Here is an 18178-nt window from a genome sequence, read left to right on the forward strand (position 1 = left end):
CCTTAGAAATGGAGGTTCTCGCGCGCGGCGATGGTATGCACGTCCTTGTCGCCCCGTCCGGACAGGTTGCACAGGACCAGGGCGTCGCGCGGCAGATCCCGGGCGAGCTTGATGGCCTGGGCCACGGCGTGGCTGGACTCGAGCGCCGCAAGGATACCCTCGGTGCGGGCCAGTTGGTGGAAGGCGGCCAGCGCCTCCTCGTCGGTCACGCCGACATACTGCGCACGGCCGGTGTCGGCCAGGAAAGCGTGTTCCGGGCCGACGCCCGGGTAGTCGAGCCCGGCGGAAACCGAATGGGTCTCGATGATCTGGCCGTCGTCGTCGCACAGCACGTAGGTGCGGTTGCCGTGCAGCACGCCGGGCCGGCCAGCGGCAATCGAAGCGGCGTGACGGCCGCTGTCGATGCCGTCGCCGGCCGCCTCGGCACCGACGATCTTCACGTCCGCATCGTTGAGGAAGGCGTGGAACAGGCCGATGGCATTGCTGCCACCACCGACGCAGGCGGTGATCACGTCGGGCAGCCGGCCGTAGTCCGCCAGCATCTGCCCGCGTGCCTCGCGCCCGACCACGGCGTTGAAGTCGCGGACCATGCGCGGATACGGATCCGGGCCGGCCACGGTACCGATGATGTAGAAGGTGTCGTGCACGTTGGTCACCCAGTCGCGCATCGCTTCGTTCAAGGCATCCTTCAGGGTCGCCGAGCCGGACGTCACCGGCACCACGGTCGCGCCCAGCAACTTCATCCGGTAGACGTTGATCTTCTGGCGCTCGATGTCGGTGGCGCCCATGTAGACCACGCATTCCAGGCCCAGCCGCGCGGCCACGGTGGCGCTGGCCACGCCGTGCTGGCCGGCGCCGGTCTCGGCGATGATGCGCGGCTTGCCCATCCGGCTGGCCAGCAGCGCCTGGCCGATGGTGTTGTTGATCTTGTGCGCGCCGGTGTGGTTCAGGTCCTCGCGCTTGAGCAGGATGCGCGCGCCGCCGACCTCGCGCGACAGCCGGGTGGCTTCGTAGATGGGGCTGGGCCGGCCGACGTAGTGCTTCAGATCGTGATCGAAGGCGGCCAGGAACGCCGGGTCCTGGCGGGCCTGGTCGTATGCCGCCGCCAGTTCCTGCAACGGACCGATCAGGGTCTCGGCGACGAACCGGCCGCCGAACCGGCCGAAATGACCGCGTGCGTCGGGGAAGGCGTGGAAGTCGGCGGGGCGGGATTCGGACATGGACAGCGGCGGCGCGAATGGGCGGATGCCGAGCATAACGCACACATCCTCCAGCAAGAATCGATGATTTCTGCATGATTCGTGAGATAAACTTACATGTCATGACCGCCCGCCTGCCTTCGCTCAACGCCCTGCGCGCCTTCGAGGCCGCGGCCCGGCTGGGCGGCGTCAGCCAGGCCGCGCGGGAGCTGCATGTCACCCATGGCGCTGTCAGCCGCCAGATCCGGTTGCTGGAAGCGGAGCTGGGACTGATGCTGTTCTCCCGCGAAGGACGTGGGCTGCGGCTCACCCCGGCGGGCCGGCAGTTGCAGGAAGCCGCCGCGGCCGCCTTCGCCCGGTTGCAGGACGCCACCGCCCGGCTGCGCCGCGATACGCCGTCGGCGCTGGTGCTGGGCTGTCCGGGCAGCCTGCTCGCGCGCTGGATGATTCCCCGCATGGAACGGCTCGGGCGGGACCTGCCCGGCCTGACCCTGCACCTGGCCGCGCAGGAAGACGGCTTCGACAGGGAACTGACCGGACTGGACGCCGCCCTGCTGCTGGCCGAGCCGCCGTGGCCGTCCGGCTGGCAGGTCCGCGAGCTGGCGCCGGAGCGGATCGGCCCGGTGGTGAGCCCGCGCCATCCCGCCAGCCGCGATCCCGGCCGCCTGCTGGAAGAGCCGCTGCTGCACACCGCATCGCGGCCACAGGCCTGGCCGGCCTGGGCCGCCCGGCACGGCATCGATCCCGACCGCCTGCGTTACGGCAGCGGATTCGAGCACCTCTACTACCTGCTGGAAGCCGCGCTTGCCGGGATGGGCACGGCCATCGCCCCCGAACCGCTGGTGGCCGCGGATCTGGCCGCCGGCCGCCTGCTCGCTCCCTGGGGATTCAGCATGACCGGCGGCGCCTGGATTCTCGCCACCCGACGCGGCCCGTTGGATCCGCGGGTGGACCGGCTGGGCGACTGGCTCGAACGGGAACTCGCCGCCGATGCGACGGCTCCGGTGCCGGCCTAGCCAGACTGCTGGGCGCGCTGATCCGCGTAGCGGACCGCATCGACGAACTGGCGCATCTTCTCCGCATCCTTCACCCCGGGCGCGGATTCGATGCCGCTGGATATATCCACGCCCCAGGGGTGCGCGGTGCGGACCGCGACGGCCACGTTGTCCACCGACAGTCCACCGGCCAGCAGATACGGCCGCTCGGTCGCCTGCGGCATCTGTTTCCAGTCGAAACGCTTGCCGCTGCCACCCTGCTCGCCCGCGGCGTGGCCGTCGAACAGGAAGCCATGCGCGGAGGGATAGCGCGCGATCGCGCTGAAGGCGCTCTCGCCGGCCCCGCCCATCGCGATGGCTTTCAGGAATGGCACGGCGAAGCCGGCGCAGAACGCATCCTCTTCGCCACCATGGAACTGCAGCAGATCCGGACGCACGTGCTCAATCACGCCTTCCACGTCATCGGCACTGTTGTCCATCATCAACGCCACCACCGCGATTTCCTCGGGCACCAGATCGCGCAACATGCGCGCCTGTCCGATCAGCAACCGGCGCGGGCTGCGTGGCGCGAACACCAGGCCGACGTAGTCCACGCCCAGTTCCACCGCGGTACGCACGTCCTCGGCTCGGGTCAGTCCACAGAATTTGATGCGGGTGGGCATGGGGAATCGGGAATCGGGAATCGGGAAGAGCATCCGCGCCACCCTACCCTCCACGCAAGCGCCGGCGCGTGACGGCCAGGTGCGTGGGCCGCGGGTCAATCCGGCAGGGTCACTTCGGGCGGCAATCGCCAATGCGACGGATACAGCGGACTGACGAACACCAGGCCGTCGGGCGGCGCGGTCGGCCCGGCGACGGTGCGGTCGCGACCGGCGAGCAACTCCGCGATCCAGCTTTCCGGTTTCTCGCCACGCCCGACCACCAGCAGCGACCCGACGATGTTGCGCACCATGTGGTGCAGGAACGCGTTGGCCTGCACGTCGACCCGGACCTGTTCGCCCTCGCGCCGCACCGAAATCGCCTGCAGGTCGCGGAACGCGTGCGGCGACTGGCAATGCACGGTCCGGAACGCGTTGAAATCATTCTCGCCGAGCAGCGCCTGCGCGGCGCGGTGCATCGCGTCCGCATCCAGCGGCATCCGCTCCCAGCTCAGCGTGTGCCGGTCCAGCGCGGGACGGACGATGCGGTTGACCAGGCGATAACGGTAACGGCGCGCCCGCGCGGAAAAGCGCGCATTGAAGTCGTCCGGCACCGGCTGGCACCAACGCACGCATACCGCGGGCGGGAGATTGGCGGTTGCGCCCAGCACCCAGCTGCGGGGATCGCGCGGCGCATCGCTGTCGAAATGGACCACCTGGCACTGCGCGTGCACGCCTGCGTCGGTACGCCCCGCGCAGATCGTATCGATCTGCGCATTGGCCACCCGCGAGAGTGCGTTTTCCAGCACCGATTGCACGCTGGTCTCGTCCGGCGTGCCGGACTTGCTCAGGCGCTGCCAACCCTGGAAACCGCTGCCGTCGTATTCGACGCCCAGCGCGTACCTCATCAACGACTCCTTGCCCGCATCAGCCGAGTTCGCGCAGCAATTGCAGGGCTTCCTGGCGCGCGGCCTCGTCGTTGCCGGCCGCCACCTCGTTCAACAGATCGCGCGCGGTGACGGTGTCGCCCAGGTCCAGGTACGCGACCGCCAGTTCCAGCCGTTCGCGGCCGGCCGGGGCCGGATTCAACGGCGCCACGCGGGCGACCGGATCCACCGCCGGTTCGCCGCCGGAGTGCCAGGTCGGCGAATTCGATTTGACCGGCGCGGCCGGCGTGACCGGGACCGCCGGTGCCGCCACTGGAGCGGATTCGCGGGGAGCCTCGGGTTGCGGCGCATCCTCCGCCGGCTCGGCGACCACCGGCGCAGCCGTTGCCACCGGTGTCTCGAACAGCGGTTTGCGCGAGACCGGCTTCGGCGGCGAGGTGCGCTGGCGACGGCTGCTGATCAACCAGGCCAGTGCGCCGACGATCAGCAGCGCCCAGCCGATCCACGCCCATAGCGGCGTTCCCTGCGATGGCCCCTGCGACGGGTCATTCGTCTGCGCCAGCCGTTGCTGGGCGGCGGCCAGATCGCTGTCCTTCATCGCAATCAGCTTGTCCTGCTGCTGCTTGAGTTTTTCCAGTTCGGCGACCTGCGCGCGCAGTTCCTGCACTTCGGATTCGCGGGCGGCCAGGTCTTCCTTGCTCTGTTGCAGTTGTTCGTTCGCCAGCATGTCGCCCTCGCCACCGGCTTCGACGCCGGATTGTGTTCCCGCCCGTGCCGCCGCGCCCGCCAGCGGCGGCGCGATTTCCAGGCGGGCTTCCGCTGTGCGCGACGGCGCTTCGGCCGCCGGTGATGCCGTGGTCGCCGCGATCGCCGCCGGTTGCGGAATCGGCCGGCGCGCCTGCCGCCATTCGTCGATCTGGTTGCGCACCAGCGCCGCGGCTTCGGCCTGCCCCAGCCCGGCGACTTCGCCCGAGGCCGGGATGCGCAACACCGCACCCTGTTTCAGACGGTTGATGTTGCCGCCGATGAATGCCTCGGGATTCGCGCGCAGCAACGCGATCATGGTCTGGTCGAGGCTGCTTCCGCCACCGATATCGCGCGCGATCGCCGACAGGGTCTGTCCGCGGGCGACGGTCAATTGATCACCCGCCTGGGCGACCGGGGCCGGTGCCGGCGGCACCGCCGCGGTTGCCCCGGCGGGAGCCGCGGTTGTCGGTGCCGGCGCCGGTGGCGCATCGGTGGGCCGCGCGGGTTCGACCGTCGCGACCGGCGGCTCGGCCGGACGCACGATCGCGTCGTCCGGCGCGGCCTGGGGGGCGTCGATGACCGGCTGGGCGGCGGCCGCGACCGCGCCCGGCGAATCGACCATCGCCGAGTACTCGCGCACCAGCCGGCCCTGGCCCCAGTCCACCTCGACCAGGAAGTTGAGCACCGGCACGGTGACCGGCTCCTGCGTGGTGACCCGGATCACCGGGCGCCCCGCTTCGTCCAGCGCCACCGCGAAATCGAGGTTGCCGACCAGGCCGGTGGGTCTGGGCAGGCCGACCCGCTCGAAGGTGGTGGGAGAAGCGAGCTGGGCGCGCAATTGCTCCAGCTCGCCCGGCTCGCTGGAGATGATCGGGATCTCGGCCAGCAGCGGCTGTCCGGGCGCTGATTTCACCCGGATCTCGCCCAGCCCCAGCGCCAGCGCCGAGCTGCTGATCAACAGCAGCGCCAGCGCGGCCAGGCCACGCCATCGGTATCCCGCCCTCGGCATCAAGCCGTCCCCTTTGCCACGATGGCGCCGACTATAACGGTTCAACCGTTTTTCGCCACCAGTTCCGCCAGCTGCACGGCGTTCAGGGCCGCGCCCTTGCGGATGTTGTCCGCGACGATCCACAGGTTCAGGCCGCGCGGGTGCGAGAGGTCCTCGCGGATGCGTCCGACGTAGACCGGATCGGTGCCGGAGGCGTGCGTCACCGGGGTCGGGTAGCCGCCGGGCGCCCGGTCGTCCACTACTTCAACGCCCGGGGCGTTCTCCAGCAGCGCGCGGGCTTCGGGCGCGCTCAGCTTGACCTTGGTTTCCACGTGGACCGCCTCGGAGTGGCCGTAGAACACCGGCACGCGTACCGCGGTCGGATTCACCTGGATGCTGTCGTCGCCGAGGATCTTGCGGGTCTCCCACACCAGCTTCATCTCCTCCTTGGTGAAGCCGTTGTCGAGGAATTCGTCGATGTGCGGAATCAGGTTGAACGCGATCTGGACCGGAAAGCGCTGCGGATCCGGGTCCTGGAAGTTCAGCAGCGCGCCGGTCTGGCGACCCAGTTCCTCCAACGCCGAACGGCCACCGCCGGACACCGACTGGTAGGTCGCCACGTTGATGCGCTCGATGCCGGCCTTGCGGTGGATCGGCGCCAGCGCGACCAGCATCTGCATGGTCGAGCAGTTGGGGTTGGCGATGATGCCGCGCGGACGGTTCTGCACCTGCTCCGGATTGACCTCGCTGACCACCAGCGGCACGTCTTCGTCGTAGCGGAAAGCCGAGGAGTTGTCGATCACCACCGCGCCCGCGGCGGCGAACTTCGGTGCGTACTCCTTGGAGACGCCGCCGCCGGCGGAGAACAGGGCGATGTCGATGCCGGCGGGGTCGAAGGTGGCCAGATCCTGGATGGTGATCTTCTGGCCGTTGAACTCGACCTCGCCGCCGGCCGAACGCTCGGAGGCCAGCGCCACCAGCTTGCCGATCGGGAAATCGCGCTCGGCGAGGATGGACAGCATGGTTTCGCCGACGGCACCGGTGGCGCCCACGACGGCGACATTGAAACTGCGGTTCTGATTGCTCATTGGATGGGATTCGCGAAAGTAATGAGGATAGGGATGCGGAAGACAGCGGACAGCAATGGGGGGCTGTGTTCGGGGAACCTCCAGGAAGGCCAGAGGCTCCCTATCGTTTAATCGCGGTGGTTTTGTGGTTGCCGCCGGCGATCGCCAGCACGCCCGGATTGACCGGGGTGGCGGGACGACCGGCGTCCGGGCCTTCGCCCAGCGCGGCGATGAGATTGTCCACCGCCAGGCTCACCATGGCGCGGCGGGTAGCGAGGCTGGCGCTGGCGATGTGCGGGGTCAGCACCACGTTGCGCAGCGCGAGCAGTTCCGGACGGACGTCCGGCTCACCCTCGTAGACGTCCAGCCCGGCCGCGGCCAGGCGACCCTGCGACAGCGCCTGCGCCAGCGCCAGTTCGTCGATCAGGCCACCGCGGGCGATATTCACCAGCGTCGCGGTTGGCTTCATCTTCGCCAGCGCGGCGGCGTCGATCAGATGATGGACGGCCGACGAATACGGCAATACCAGCACGAGATGATCGGAGCCGGCCAGCAGCGTGTCGAAATCGACGTACCCGGCGCGGCACTCGCGCTCGATCGCGGCATCGACGCGATGCCGGTTGTGGTACCGCACGCACATGCCGAAACCGGCCGCGCGGCGGGCGATGCCCTGCCCGATCCTTCCCATGCCGAGGATGCCCAGCGTGCTGCCATGCAGATCCACGCCGAGCATGCTGCTGAACGACCACTGCCGCCATTGGCCCTCGCGCAACCAGCGTTCGGCTTCGGTGATGCGACGGGCGGTCGCCATCAGCAGGGCGAAGCCGAAATCGGCCGTGGTCTCGGTCAGCACGTCGGGCGTGTTGGTCGCCACGATGCCCGCCGCGTCCAGCGCGGGGACATCCAGATTGTTGTAGCCGACGCCGACGTTGGCGATGGCCTTCAGCCGCGGCGCGCCCGCGATCTCGGCCGCGCCGATGCGTTCATTGAGGGTGACCACAGCGCCGTCCGCCTCGCGCAGGTGCGCGGCGATCTGTGCGGCCGTGTAGGCCTGGACCTCGGCGGTGCCACGCACGTCGAAGTACTCGTCCAGCCGCCCGATGACGTCATCGAACAGCGGTTGCGAGACCCAGACGCGGCGGCGGGATTCAGCCATCGGCCTGTCCCGGCACCCGGGGCGGCACTTCGCCGACATCGCCGCACTGGGCGCGGTGGCGCAACGCGTGATCCATCAGCACCAGCGCCATCATCGCCTCGGCGATCGGGGTGGCGCGTATGCCCACGCAGGGATCGTGGCGACCGGTGGTGATCACGTCCACCGGCTGGCCGTCCACGTCCACCGTGCGGCCCGGCAGGCGCAGGCTGGAGGTGGGCTTGAGCACGATCGAGGCGGTGACCTGCTGGCCGGTCGAGATGCCGCCGAGGATGCCGCCGGCATGGTTGGAGAGGAACCCTTCCGGGGTCATTTCGTCGCGGTGCTCGGTACCTTTCTGGGCGATCGCGGCGAAGCCGTCGCCGATCTCCACGCCCTTGACCGCGTTGATGCTCATCAGCGCGGCGGCCAGGTCCCCGTCGAGCTTGCCGTAGATCGGTTCGCCCCAGCCCGGCGGCACGCCATCGGCGACCACGTTCACGCGCGCGCCGATCGAATCGCCGGACTTGCGCAGCGCGTCCATGTAGCTTTCCAGTTCCGGCACCTGCGCCGCATGCGGCCAGAAGAACGGGTTGTCCTCGACCACGTTCCAGTCGAAGCCTTCCGGTGCGATCGGCCCCAGTTGCGACAGATAGCCGCGCACCGTCACGCCGTGGCGCTGCGCCAGCCACTTCTTGGCGATGACGCCGGCCGCCACGCGCATGGTCGTCTCGCGCGCCGAGGAACGCCCGCCGCCGCGCGGATCGCGGATACCGTACTTCTGCCAGTAGCTGTAGTCGGCATGGCCGGGACGGAACTGGGCGGCGATGTTCGCGTAGTCCTTGCTGCGCTGATCGGTATTGCGGATCAGCAGCGCGATGGGCGTGCCGGTGGTCAGGCCCTCGTAGACACCGCTGAGGATCTCCACGTCGTCGGCCTCGCGCCGCGCCGAGGTATGCCGGCTCTTGCCGGTCGCGCGACGCTCCAGGTCATGACGGAATTCCTCCGGCGCGATCGCCAGCCCCGGCGGGCAGCCGTCAATCACGCAGCCGATCGCCGGTCCGTGCGATTCGCCGAACGTTGTGACGGTGAGGAGTTTTCCGAAACTGTTGCTGCTCAAGGCCTGCTTGACTCCACTGAAAGGCTCTGATAACTGGGCGTAGTCACACTGATGTGACAAAAGGAGAAATCATGAAGATTAACAAGCGTCTTGTTGCTTTCTGCATTCTTCTGGTCGCCATGGTAGCTGCGACCACCGCCCTTGCTGCGCGCAGATACGCCTGGCAGGTCGGGTACTTCGATGAAAACGGCTATATGGTGGGTTCCATCACCTACCCTTGCGGCGGTGGGCAGACGATCGAAGGCGTTCTGGAAGGGACACCGATCGAGATATGGAGCCAACCCTGCTACGGCTACGAGCCGCCTATCGAACACTGACCCACAGACCGCCCGCCACTTCGTCATCGAGGTGGCGGGTACTCGCACTTACTTCAGTTCTTTCATCCGCGCATACCTCACATTCTTGAATCCGCCAGCGCACGGATGTGCTTGTTGTGCCGGATCAGCTCCGCGCATTCGACCGCGAAGATGCCCATCTGCCCGACCTTGAATTCGATCCAGGCGAATTCGACATCCGGCAGCAGCTTCACCAGCGCATGCTCGGACTCGCCGACTTCGCAGATCAGCAGGCCTTCCTGGCTCAGGTGCAGCGGCGCGTCGCGCAGGATCTTCAGCACCAGGTCCAGGCCGTCATCGCCGGCGCGCAGGCCGAGTTCGGGCTCGAAGGAGTATTCCTTCGGCAGCGCGTCGGTCTCGTCGTTGGTGACGTAGGGCGGATTGGTGACGATCAGATCGTAGTGGCGACCGCCCAGGCCTGCGAACAGATCCGACTTCACCAGTTGCACGTTGTCCGCATGCAGGCGCGCCTTGTTCTCGGCAGCCAGTGCCAGCGCGTCGTCGCTGATGTCGACGCCGTCGACCTGCCATTCCGGGTTGTAGTGGCCCATGGCGATGGCGATGCAGCCGGAACCGGTGCACAGATCCAGCGCATGGTTGACCTCGCGCCCGCCCAGCCAGGGCTCGAAGCCGGATTCGATCAGTTCGGCGATCGGCGAGCGCGGCACCAGTGCGCGCGCGTCGCTCTTGAAGCTCAGGCCGGCGAACCAGGCCTCGCCGGTCAGATAGGCGACCGGCACGCGTTCTTCCACGCGGCGCTTGAACAGCGCCAGGATTTCCGCCTTCTCGGCGCTGGTGACCCGCGCCTGGCCGTAGGCCGGGCCCAGGTCCGGCGGCAGATGCAGCGTATGCAGCACCAGATGGGTCGCCTCATCGAGCGCGTTGTCGTAGCTGTGGCCGAAGGTCAGGCCGGCCTCGTTGAAACGGCTGGCGCCGTAACGGATCAGGTCGATGAGGGTGTGCAGTTCTGTGGCTGCGTCGGCAGTCATGGCGTAAAGGCGGGGGAAATGGCCGGTGGGGTCCGGTTCCCGATTATAGGCGTTGCGCCGGTATCATGTCGGGTCCGCCGGCACGCCCCGAAACCGCGGCCACGCCGGCCCTCCCGCGAGACCCGCCATGTTCAACAAGAAGTTCGGGATCATCCTGCTGCTGGCGCTGGCTGCCGGCCTGGGCCTGCTGGCCGCGCAGAAGTTCTTCGGTCCCGCCCGCCCCGCCCAGACCTGGCCGGCCACGCAGGCGGTGACGATGTTCCCGCAGGCGCGCCCGCTGCCAGAATTTTCACTGCGCCAGTCCGATGGTACGCAATTGGCCTCCGGCGAACTGAAGGGCCACTGGACCCTGGTGTTCCTCGGCTTCACCTTCTGCCCCGACGTCTGCCCGACCACCCTGGCCGAACTGGCCCAGTCGCAGAACCAGTGGCGTGCCCTGCCCGATTCCACGCGCCCGCGGGTGCTGTTCGTGTCGGTGGATCCGGAACGCGACACCCCCAACAAGGTCGGCGAATACGCCCATGCCTTCCATCCGGACACCCTGGCCGCCACCGCCGACGCGCCGACCCTGGAGAACTTCGCCAAGTCGCTGGGCTTCGTCTTCATGAAGGTGCCGGGCAAGGGCTTCGAGCAGAATCCCAACGACTACTCGATGGATCATTCCTCGGCCATCGCCGTGCTGGATCCGCAGGGCCGCCTGGCCGGCCTGATCCGTCCGCCGTTCCGGCCGGACGCGATCGCCACCGACATGAAGGCGCTGACCGAGGCCGCCGCACGATGAGTCCGGTCACCGCGCTCACCTACGTCCTGCCGCACCGGCTGCTGTCCTCGCTGGCGCGACGACTGGCCTACTCCACGTCGCCGACCGTCAAGCAATGGCTGATCGACGCGGTGGTGCGCCGCTTCGGCGTGGATCTGTCGGAAGCGGCCGAACCCGACGCGCGCGCCTATCCGAGCTTCAACGCCTTCTTCACCCGCGCCCTCAAGCCGGGCGCGCGCCTCGCCGATCCGGACCCGCGCGCACTGCTGATGCCCGCCGACGGCCATATCAGCCAGTGCGGGCCGATCCGGGACGGCCGCATCTTCCAGGCCAAGGGCCAGTCGTTCACCACCGCCGAACTGCTGGGCGAGGTGGCCGACGCCAAGCCGTTCCACAACGGCCTGTACGCCACCGTGTACCTGTCGCCGCGCGACTACCACCGCGTCCACATGCCCTGGCGCGGCACCCTGCGCGAAACCGTGCACGTGCCCGGCCGCCTTTTCAGCGTCGGCACCGACGCGGTCGCCAGCGTGCCGGGCCTGTTCGCGCGCAACGAGCGCCTGGTCTGCCATTTCGACACCGATTTCGGTCCGATGGTCTCGGTGATGGTCGGTGCGCTGCTGGTCTCGGGCGTGGAGACGGTCTGGAGCGGCGTGGAGATTCCCGCCTACGGGGACCGCGTCACCCGCAAGGACTATCGCGGCAAGGGCATCACCCTGGACCGCTTCGAGGAAATGGCCCGCTTCAACTACGGCTCGACCGTCATCGTCCTGCTGCCGCCCGGCGTGGCCGAACTGGCGCCGGACCTGCACGCCGAATCGCCGGTGCGGCTGGGACAGGCGCTGGCGAGGCGGAGCTGATTTCCCCGCGCCTGAACGAGGCAATCAACCGGGGGACGGATACCGCGCGCGCTGTCCGTCAGCCGCTGGGGAACATGGGTCCGAGCGCGCGGATATGTTGGGAGATTCTGTTTTCACTTTCGGCCAACGCGCGATCCCGGGAGGCTTCGGCATGACGCCTCACGCGCTGCAGGGCGGCTTCCGCAGCTGACCACTCACCCGCCAGCATGGATGCCAGCGCCGCATGACGATGCCGCAAATGCGGCGCGAGCCAATCAACCCCCTTTCCGAATACCAGTGTTCCGTGTGGGGCGGCCTGCCGCTCATGCATGGCCCGGGAGAACGCCAGTTCCAGTCTGAGCAGTACGAGTAGCGGCTTGTTTGCCCGTTGCTCCCTTTCAGACATGCCGGACAGGATCTGCTCCAGTCGGTCGTCCAGTTCTTCCACCGCCTTCCAGTTCCCCAGATTCTGGGATGCCTTCATGCGTATCCACACAACGACGAGCGACGCTCGCCCTCCTTGCGCGTCCAGATCATCGATCAATTGCCCCGGCAACCGATCGGAAGTCGTCCCGAATGCGGAAAGCGACATCAACCTCAAATGGGCCAGCGACGAAGATTGTTCATCCGGGGAACGCCAGCCCCACAGATAGAGCAGCAGGCCGTCGCTTGCCCAACCCCGCGCCATCGGCATGAGATTGACGATGCCCATCACGCAATTGATCAGGGCGAAGGCGTGGATCAATCCTTCCCGCTCCACATCGACGTACCGGGCCAACAGGACAGCCAAAAGCGCGGCGACGAGATTCGCTACCGGTCCGCCCGCGATCATGCACAGCATGGCGGGACGAACCGCCGCCACGGGATCGGGATAGGCCTGGACATACCCGTGCAGGCCGCCGGGCGGCCTGGCGATCCGCCAGCGGAATCCGCGCCGAAGGAAGATGACATCCAGAATGCCCGCCTGCATGCGCATGACCCGCATGCCTTTCAGATGAGCGGCCAGCGCATGTCCCGATTCATGAATCAGGACCGCCAGGAACCAGCAAGTTGCGACGGTAAAGAGTGCAAGGCCTACTTCGGGCAGGAACCAGTTCCGGGAGGCGCTCTCCGCAATCGCCATGGCACCGAGGAAACCTGCGAGCGACAGGCACCATGCCACGACGGTCCCGCCATGCAGCAACCATGCCGCAGCAGCAGGAATTTCCTGGCTTCTCTCCCCCGTCTCCCCTTTGCCCATCCCATTGTCTCCAGGAATTCAGCCTCGGGGTGTGCCCGGAAGGAACATCACGGAACGCGCAATCAGCCACTGCGCCGTCCAGTAACTCAGCAATACCCACACGCTCGCCAGGGGAATCGCAATCGCGAAACGGTCGATCGCCAGCAAGGCGTCGGAGAGCACGAAACAGGCGCCGCCCACGGTGGCCAAGGTCGCCGCCCTGTCCGGATGCTGGTGCCAGATGCAGGCCGCCTGTGCGGCCATGCCCGCCAGCGCCACCACGTAGACGACGACCGGAATCTTCAGTTCCGCAGGCAGGTGCGGCCACAAATACGCCAGGACGGCTGCGGCGATCACGCCATACACGAGCACCGGCCACACCGGACGGAACCACGTGCCGCGCAACCGGAACGCCCGCAGGTAGCACAGGTGCGCCAGCAGGAAACTGCCCAGCCCGAAGGCGAACCAGTCGCCCGGCAGCATGAGGAACACGTCGCCCAGCAACGACAGCAGCAGGCCCGCCAGCACCGCACGCCGGTAACCGTGCCCGGTCGTGGCGGTCCGCCACACCATGGCTGCGATCAGCAACGTCGTCAGCGGCTTGAACAGGTAGTGCAGGACACGCAGGCCATCCGACTCGGCGCCGACGATGGCAAGCGCCGCGCTGACGGCGACGGCGGACAACCAGACTGCATTCCTTTGCATCGTTCCTCCGCCCCCGCCGCCTCAGATCATTTCCTGCAACTTTCCAGCTGGATCGACTGGCCCGGCCGCACGCTGTAGGCCGGTCCCTTCAGGCCATTGGCGCGCGCCAGCTTCTTCAGATCGCACTGGTAACGCTGCGAGATCCGGCCCAGCGTATCGCCCTTGGCGATCCGGTACTCGCGCGCCTGCTTCGCCTTGGGTTCGGCGGGCTTGGGTTCGCCGGAAGCGACCGTGGTCGGCACGCCGGCCACCGGGGTCACGTCGCCGACCGCGACCGTGCCGGTCAGGGCGGTGCGCTTGATGGCGGCGTTGACGTCGGCGCGCACCAGCGTGCGGGCCAGGTCGGCGCGCGGGCCGCTGACACAGTGGCGGTTGTACAGGCTGACGATGCGGGTATTGGCCTTGAGCATCGTGCCGGCCGGAATCCATGCCTCGGCCTCGTAGCGCGGATTGAGGTTGCGCAGTGCGCGCATGAAACCCTCACGGGTACCGCCGTTGCCCAGGCAGATGGTCAGTTCGTAGATCGAACTGTCGCGCGCCAGCTTCAGCGGCGCCGGGTGCACGTCGACCTTGGGGAATTCCAGTCCATATTGCTTGGGATGCAGGAACAGCCACGCCGCCGCGATCACCATCGGCACGTAGTCGCGGGTCTCGCCGGGGAACTGGCTGTAGACCACCTCGTCCCAGAAGCTGCGGCCCGGGTACTGCCGGTAGACGCGCCCGGCGCGGCCCTCGCCGCCGTTGTAGGCGGCCAGCGCGAACTCGATGTTGTTGTTGAGTTCGCGCATGCGCTCGTTCATGTAGGCGGCGCTGGCCTCGCCGGCGAACGCCGGGTCGTAGCGGGTGTCGAAGCCGGTCCCGTCCGGGCCCAGGCCGAAGCGCTTGCCGGTCGCGTACATGAACTGCAGCGGGCCGGCCGCGCCGGCGCGCGAGGTCGCGTGCACGCGGCCGTTGGATTCCTTGGCCATGATGCCGAACAGCAGCGCTTCCGGCAGCTTGCTGCGCTCCCAGTCCGGGTACATCTCCGCGCGCATATTCTGGTAGTTCTCGTAGCTGGTGATCAGCGCGCTACGCATGTCGGTCAGCCAGCGGCGGATGCCCGCCTGCACGGCCGGGTTGTACTCGACCATCTTGTCGAAGGCGTGGCGCTGGTCGTTCAGCAGCGACGCGGCGCGCTGGGCTTCCGGGATGGCCTGGGCCACCGCGGAATGATCGCTGCCATCGTCGAGCGGATCGACGGTGGTTTCCTCTTCTTCCGCGCCACCGCCGTCGGACGCCTCCTTGAGCAGGCGCTTGTAGGTGGTCAGCAAGGTGTGGGTCTGGCAGCCGCGCTGCTTGATGCAGGCATCCAGCACGTCCTCCATGTCCTCCAGCGCGGCATCGGTCTCGGCGGTGCCCTTGGGATCGTTGTTGGTCACCAGCACCAACCCGTCCCGGTAGCGCTTCTCGGCGGCGGCCATGCGCGCGTTCAGCATTTCGATGGCGGCCTTGTCCTTGGCCGAGACCCGCTGGGCATGCGCGGCCGGGGCCAGCGCCAGGAGGGGCAGGAAGATGGCCAGCAGGGGCCAGGGACGCAACAAGGACTTCGGCAGGGACATCAGCACGCGCAATCGAAAACGGTCGCGGCAGGGTAGCGGCGCCCGGATCCGGGGGCAAGCCGAGTACGTCACGACATTACGCCCGCAGACATGCCGGATCGCTAGAATCACCGGACCAGACCGCGAGGCACTCATGGATCCGATCCTGTTGGGCAAAGGCACCACCGACGACATCCCCGTCACCCTGCAGCCGAAGTTCGGCAACCGCCACGGCCTGGTGGCCGGGGCCACCGGCACCGGCAAGACCGTCACCCTGATGACCCTGGCCGAGGGCTTCTCGCGCCTGGGCGTGCCGGTGTTCCTGGCCGACGTGAAGGGCGACGTCGCCGGGCTCGCGGTGGCCGGCGACGGCAATGAAAAGGTGCTCCAGCGTGCCCGCGACATCGGGATCGCCGACTACGCCCCCGGCGCCAGCCCGGTGGTGTTCTGGGACCTGTACGGAAAACTCGGCCATCCGGTGCGCACCACGGTCAGCGAGATGGGGCCCACACTGCTCTCGCGCATCCTGGAGCTCAACGACACCCAGTCCGGCGTGCTCGACATCGTGTTCAAGCTGGCCGACGACCGCGGCCTGCTGCTGCTGGACCTGGAAGACCTGCGCGCCCTGCTCGGCCTGGTTGCCGACGAGCGCAAGGACATCTCCACCAGCTACGGTCTGGTCAGCGCGCAGTCGATCGGCGCCATCCAGCGCGCCCTGCTGCGGCTGGAGCAAGAGGGCGGCGAGATGTTCTTCGGCGAGCCGGCGCTGGAACTGGCGGACCTGATGCGCACCCACCTGGACGGTCGCGGCGTGGTCAACATCCTGGCCGCGGATCAGTTGATCCTCAAGCCGCGCCTGTATTCCAGCTTCCTGCTGTGGCTGCTGTCGGAACTCTTCGAAACCCTGCCGGAAGTCGGTGACCTGGACAAACCCAAGCTGGTCTTCGTGTTCGACGAGGCGCACCTGCTGTTCGACGACGCTCCGCCCGCACTCAAGCAGCGTATCGAGCAGGTCGTACGCCTGATCCGTTCCAAGGGCGTCGGTGTGTATTTCTGCTCGCAGTTCCCCGACGACGTGCCGGACAACGTCCTCGGCCAGCTCGGCAACCGCGTGCAGCACGCGCTGCGGGCGTTCACCCCGCGCGACCAGAAGGCGGTCAAGACCGCCGCGCAGACCTTCGTGCCCAATCCCAAGCTGGACGTGGCGGAGGCGATTTCCCGGCTCGGCACCGGCGAAGCGCTGGTCTCCACCCTTCAGGACAAGGGCGTGCCCTCGCCGGTGCAACAGACCCTGATCTCGCCGCCGCGCTGCCGCATGGGCGCCATCAATGAGGCCGAACGCGCGCAAGTGCGCGCCGGCAGCCCGGTCGGCGCCAAGTACGACAATCGCATCGATCGCGAGTCCGCGGCGGAGATGCTGGCCAAGCGCGCCGACGCGGCCATGCAGACCGCCAACGCACCGGCCGCCAAGGCCGAGAAGGACGATCCCGACGCCGACGGTTTCGGTCAGGCGGTCAAGGACGCGGTGTTCGGCACCAAGCGTCGCCAGGGCATGATCGAGACCATGGCCAAGCAGACCACCCGCACCATCGGGACCAAGCTGGGCAACCAGATCGTGCGCGGCATCCTGGGCAGCATCTTCGGTGGTCGCCGCTGATCCATGTCCCGCTGGCGTCCCCCCGCTGAAAAGAGCACTGCCCTGATCACCCGCGAAGGCCATGACCGGCTGAAGGCGGAACTGGATGATCTGTGGCGGGCCCGGCGCCCCGAAGTGGTCAAGGCACTGGCCGCCGCCGCCGCGGAAGGGGATCGCTCGGAGAACGCCGAGTACACCTATCGCAAGAAGCAACTGGGCGAGATCGACCGTCGCGTGCGTTACCTGAGCAAGCGGCTGGAAGCCCTGCGCGTGGTCGAGGGTGCGCCTTCGGATCCGGAAGCGGTGTTTTTCGGCGCCTGGGTGGAGGTGGAGAACATCGCCAGCGGAGAAACTTCGCGCTATCGCATCGTCGGTCCCGACGAGACCGACGCGCCGCGCGGCTGGATCAGCATCGATTCGCCGCTGGCGCGGGCGATGCTGAAAAAGCGCATCGACGACGAGTTCCCGGTGGAACTGCCCGGCGGCCTGGCCCGCTTCGCGGTGATCGACGTCAGCTACAGCCCTTGATCAGGACAGCGGCGGCGGATACACGCGGCCATCGCGCAGCGGCCGGAAGTAGTCGGCCTGCGCGTAGAACGCCGCTTCCTGTCGCGGGTGCCAGTCCGGGATGCCGGCCAGCGGCAGCGGACGAAGTTCCAGCGGGTCTTCGAGCACCTCGCCCGCCGCGATGGCCCCGGCGACGCGCGCCAGGACGCCGTCCCCGGCTTCGCCGCATACCACCAGGCATTTGCCCACCAGCTGCCGCCCCGGCAGCAGTGCCTGTTCCATCAGGGCATGCCCCACCACGGCGGCAACCGCGATGTCGCCCCGTCGCCAGTGGTCGGCAAGCCCCCGGAACAGATCGGACCAATCGTGGCGATCCCAGGCTTCGAGCAGCGATGCATCACGCACCCGCACGATCACGCCGCTTTCATCGAACTGGGTCAGCGCCTGTTGCGCGCGATTGCGCTGGCCATCGGCGCTCCCCGCGACATGCAGGCACTGGCGCGCGTTGAGGGCCGCCTTGAGCGCCGGGTAGCGCGCCCAGATCAGGGCATTGAGCAGATCGTGCCAATTGTCCGGACGCGTGGCGATGCGCCCCCGCGCGACGCGCACCTCGTAGTGCAGGCCATCGTCCAGCAGCGCCTCGTCCTGGGCGATGAAACGTCGTCCCGGAAGTGGCAACCGCGTGTTGAGCCCATCAATGCCGGGCCACTCGGCCGCAAGCAGCAGATCGCGATAGGCCGTCAGTCCGTCGAACAGCGGATGCGAGAAGGTTTCTGCCACCACGTCGCCGCGTGCCGGGGCGACGAAGCGGCGACGCTCCGCCCCCACGACAGGCGCC

The 18178-nt window shown here is 68.0% G+C and carries 18 protein-coding genes; 6 read left to right on the plus strand and 12 right to left on the minus strand.

Annotation, left to right across the window (positions count from 1 at the left end; all coding sequences use genetic code 11):
• Nucleotides 1-2 precede the first annotated feature (2 nt).
• Nucleotides 3-1220 (minus strand): tryptophan synthase subunit beta, encoded by a 1218-nt coding sequence (gene trpB, locus FG323_RS04755; protein WP_141453310.1) that lies wholly within the window; start codon nt 1218-1220, stop codon nt 3-5.
• A 101-nt stretch (nt 1221-1321) separates the two neighbouring features.
• Between trpB and FG323_RS04760 the strand changes: the two genes are divergently transcribed.
• Entirely contained in the window at nt 1322-2215 is an 894-nt protein-coding gene (locus FG323_RS04760; protein WP_141453311.1) for a LysR family transcriptional regulator, read from the plus strand.
• Here FG323_RS04760 and FG323_RS04765 read toward each other — a convergent pair.
• The 6 genes from FG323_RS04765 to aroC all read right to left on the minus strand — a co-directional run bounded on the left by FG323_RS04765 (nt 2212) and on the right by aroC (nt 8773).
• Nucleotides 2212-2856, minus strand: coding sequence for a phosphoribosylanthranilate isomerase (locus FG323_RS04765; RefSeq protein WP_141453312.1), 645 nt, complete (start codon nt 2854-2856; stop codon nt 2212-2214). The genes FG323_RS04760 and FG323_RS04765 overlap by 4 nt on opposite strands.
• A 95-nt stretch (nt 2857-2951) precedes the next feature.
• Entirely contained in the window at nt 2952-3740 is a 789-nt protein-coding gene (gene truA / locus FG323_RS04770) for a tRNA pseudouridine(38-40) synthase TruA (RefSeq protein WP_141453313.1), read from the minus strand.
• 19 nt (nt 3741-3759) lie between these two features.
• Nucleotides 3760-5475, minus strand: coding sequence for a FimV/HubP family polar landmark protein (locus tag FG323_RS04775; RefSeq protein WP_141453314.1), 1716 nt, complete (start codon nt 5473-5475; stop codon nt 3760-3762).
• Nucleotides 5476-5516: 41 nt separating this feature from the next.
• Nucleotides 5517-6542: an aspartate-semialdehyde dehydrogenase gene (locus FG323_RS04780; RefSeq protein ID WP_141453315.1), complete on the minus strand. Its 1026-nt coding sequence runs from the start codon at nt 6540-6542 to the stop codon at nt 5517-5519.
• Nucleotides 6543-6642: 100 nt separating this feature from the next.
• Nucleotides 6643-7677 carry a D-glycerate dehydrogenase gene (locus FG323_RS04785; RefSeq protein ID WP_141453316.1) on the minus strand — a complete coding sequence of 345 codons (1035 nt, stop codon included), beginning with the start codon at nt 7675-7677 and terminating at the stop codon, nt 6643-6645.
• Nucleotides 7670-8773, minus strand: a complete 1104-nt coding sequence (gene aroC, locus FG323_RS04790) for a chorismate synthase (RefSeq protein WP_141453317.1) — start codon at nt 8771-8773, stop codon at nt 7670-7672. The genes FG323_RS04785 and aroC overlap by 8 nt, the downstream gene beginning before the upstream one ends.
• 71 nt (nt 8774-8844) lie before the next feature.
• Here aroC and FG323_RS04795 point away from each other — a divergent pair, with 71 nt between their 5' ends.
• Nucleotides 8845-9090 (plus strand): hypothetical protein, encoded by a 246-nt coding sequence (locus FG323_RS04795; RefSeq protein ID WP_141453318.1) that lies wholly within the window; start codon nt 8845-8847, stop codon nt 9088-9090.
• A gap of 77 nt (nt 9091-9167) precedes the next feature.
• On the opposite strand, the gene prmB is transcribed toward FG323_RS04795, so the two are convergent.
• On the minus strand, nt 9168-10097 hold the full coding sequence (prmB, locus tag FG323_RS04800) for a 50S ribosomal protein L3 N(5)-glutamine methyltransferase (protein WP_141453319.1): 930 nt from the start codon (nt 10095-10097) through the stop codon (nt 9168-9170).
• Between the two features lie 127 nt (nt 10098-10224).
• Here prmB and FG323_RS04805 point away from each other — a divergent pair, with 127 nt between their 5' ends.
• Nucleotides 10225-10878, plus strand: coding sequence for an SCO family protein (locus FG323_RS04805; RefSeq protein ID WP_141453320.1), 654 nt, complete (start codon nt 10225-10227; stop codon nt 10876-10878).
• Complete coding sequence (gene asd, locus FG323_RS04810) at nt 10875-11717, plus strand: archaetidylserine decarboxylase (RefSeq protein ID WP_141453321.1); 843 nt, start codon at nt 10875-10877, stop codon at nt 11715-11717. Before FG323_RS04805 ends, asd begins: the two co-directional genes overlap by 4 nt.
• A gap of 58 nt (nt 11718-11775) precedes the next feature.
• Here the strand turns inward: asd and FG323_RS04815 are convergent, their stop codons facing one another.
• From FG323_RS04815 to FG323_RS04825, 3 genes are read right to left on the minus strand one after another with little or no spacing between them, the layout of a single operon-like run.
• Nucleotides 11776-12936, minus strand: a complete 1161-nt coding sequence (locus FG323_RS04815) for a M50 family metallopeptidase (protein WP_141453322.1) — start codon at nt 12934-12936, stop codon at nt 11776-11778.
• Nucleotides 12937-12954: 18 nt separating this feature from the next.
• The gene (locus FG323_RS04820) at nt 12955-13599 is read right to left on the minus strand and encodes a lysoplasmalogenase (RefSeq protein WP_255470029.1); all 645 of its coding nucleotides are present in this window, start codon (nt 13597-13599) and stop codon (nt 12955-12957) included.
• A gap of 47 nt (nt 13600-13646) precedes the next feature.
• On the minus strand, nt 13647-15218 hold the full coding sequence (locus FG323_RS04825; RefSeq protein ID WP_141453324.1) for a transglycosylase SLT domain-containing protein: 1572 nt from the start codon (nt 15216-15218) through the stop codon (nt 13647-13649).
• Between the two features lie 133 nt (nt 15219-15351).
• On the opposite strand from FG323_RS04825, the gene FG323_RS04830 reads away from it, so the two are divergent.
• Together FG323_RS04830 and greB are read left to right on the plus strand one after the other, a co-directional pair.
• Nucleotides 15352-16854 carry a helicase HerA-like domain-containing protein gene (locus tag FG323_RS04830; RefSeq protein WP_141453325.1) on the plus strand — a complete coding sequence of 501 codons (1503 nt, stop codon included), beginning with the start codon at nt 15352-15354 and terminating at the stop codon, nt 16852-16854.
• A 3-nt stretch (nt 16855-16857) separates the two neighbouring features.
• Complete coding sequence (greB, locus tag FG323_RS04835) at nt 16858-17361, plus strand: transcription elongation factor GreB (RefSeq protein WP_141453326.1); 504 nt, start codon at nt 16858-16860, stop codon at nt 17359-17361.
• Here greB and FG323_RS04840 read toward each other — a convergent pair whose 3' ends face one another.
• Nucleotides 17362-18168: a DUF3025 domain-containing protein gene (locus FG323_RS04840; RefSeq protein ID WP_255470030.1), complete on the minus strand. Its 807-nt coding sequence runs from the start codon at nt 18166-18168 to the stop codon at nt 17362-17364.
• Nucleotides 18169-18178 lie beyond the last annotated feature (10 nt).

The organism is Pseudoxanthomonas sp. z9, assembly GCF_006542425.1.
Classification (GTDB): Bacteria; Pseudomonadota; Gammaproteobacteria; order Xanthomonadales; family Xanthomonadaceae; genus Pseudoxanthomonas_A.

What these genes read in the sequence shown, in the direction of transcription:
- trpB (WP_141453310.1), bottom strand. Translation starts at nt 1,220, where the DNA reads ATGTCCGAATCCCGCCCCGCCGACTTCCACGCCTTCCCCGACGCACGC.
- FG323_RS04760 (WP_141453311.1), top strand. Translation starts at nt 1,322, where the DNA reads ATGACCGCCCGCCTGCCTTCGCTCAACGCCCTGCGCGCCTTCGAGGCC.
- FG323_RS04765 (WP_141453312.1), bottom strand. Translation starts at nt 2,856, where the DNA reads ATGCCCACCCGCATCAAATTCTGTGGACTGACCCGAGCCGAGGACGTG.
- truA (WP_141453313.1), bottom strand. Translation starts at nt 3,740, where the DNA reads ATGAGGTACGCGCTGGGCGTCGAATACGACGGCAGCGGTTTCCAGGGT.
- FG323_RS04775 (WP_141453314.1), bottom strand. Translation starts at nt 5,475, where the DNA reads ATGCCGAGGGCGGGATACCGATGGCGTGGCCTGGCCGCGCTGGCGCTG.
- FG323_RS04780 (WP_141453315.1), bottom strand. Translation starts at nt 6,542, where the DNA reads ATGAGCAATCAGAACCGCAGTTTCAATGTCGCCGTCGTGGGCGCCACC.
- FG323_RS04785 (WP_141453316.1), bottom strand. Translation starts at nt 7,677, where the DNA reads ATGGCTGAATCCCGCCGCCGCGTCTGGGTCTCGCAACCGCTGTTCGAT.
- FG323_RS04795 (WP_141453318.1), top strand. Translation starts at nt 8,845, where the DNA reads ATGAAGATTAACAAGCGTCTTGTTGCTTTCTGCATTCTTCTGGTCGCC.
- prmB (WP_141453319.1), bottom strand. Translation starts at nt 10,097, where the DNA reads ATGACTGCCGACGCAGCCACAGAACTGCACACCCTCATCGACCTGATC.
- FG323_RS04805 (WP_141453320.1), top strand. Translation starts at nt 10,225, where the DNA reads ATGTTCAACAAGAAGTTCGGGATCATCCTGCTGCTGGCGCTGGCTGCC.
- asd (WP_141453321.1), top strand. Translation starts at nt 10,875, where the DNA reads ATGAGTCCGGTCACCGCGCTCACCTACGTCCTGCCGCACCGGCTGCTG.
- FG323_RS04815 (WP_141453322.1), bottom strand. Translation starts at nt 12,936, where the DNA reads ATGGGCAAAGGGGAGACGGGGGAGAGAAGCCAGGAAATTCCTGCTGCT.
- FG323_RS04825 (WP_141453324.1), bottom strand. Translation starts at nt 15,218, where the DNA reads ATGTCCCTGCCGAAGTCCTTGTTGCGTCCCTGGCCCCTGCTGGCCATC.
- FG323_RS04830 (WP_141453325.1), top strand. Translation starts at nt 15,352, where the DNA reads ATGGATCCGATCCTGTTGGGCAAAGGCACCACCGACGACATCCCCGTC.
- greB (WP_141453326.1), top strand. Translation starts at nt 16,858, where the DNA reads ATGTCCCGCTGGCGTCCCCCCGCTGAAAAGAGCACTGCCCTGATCACC.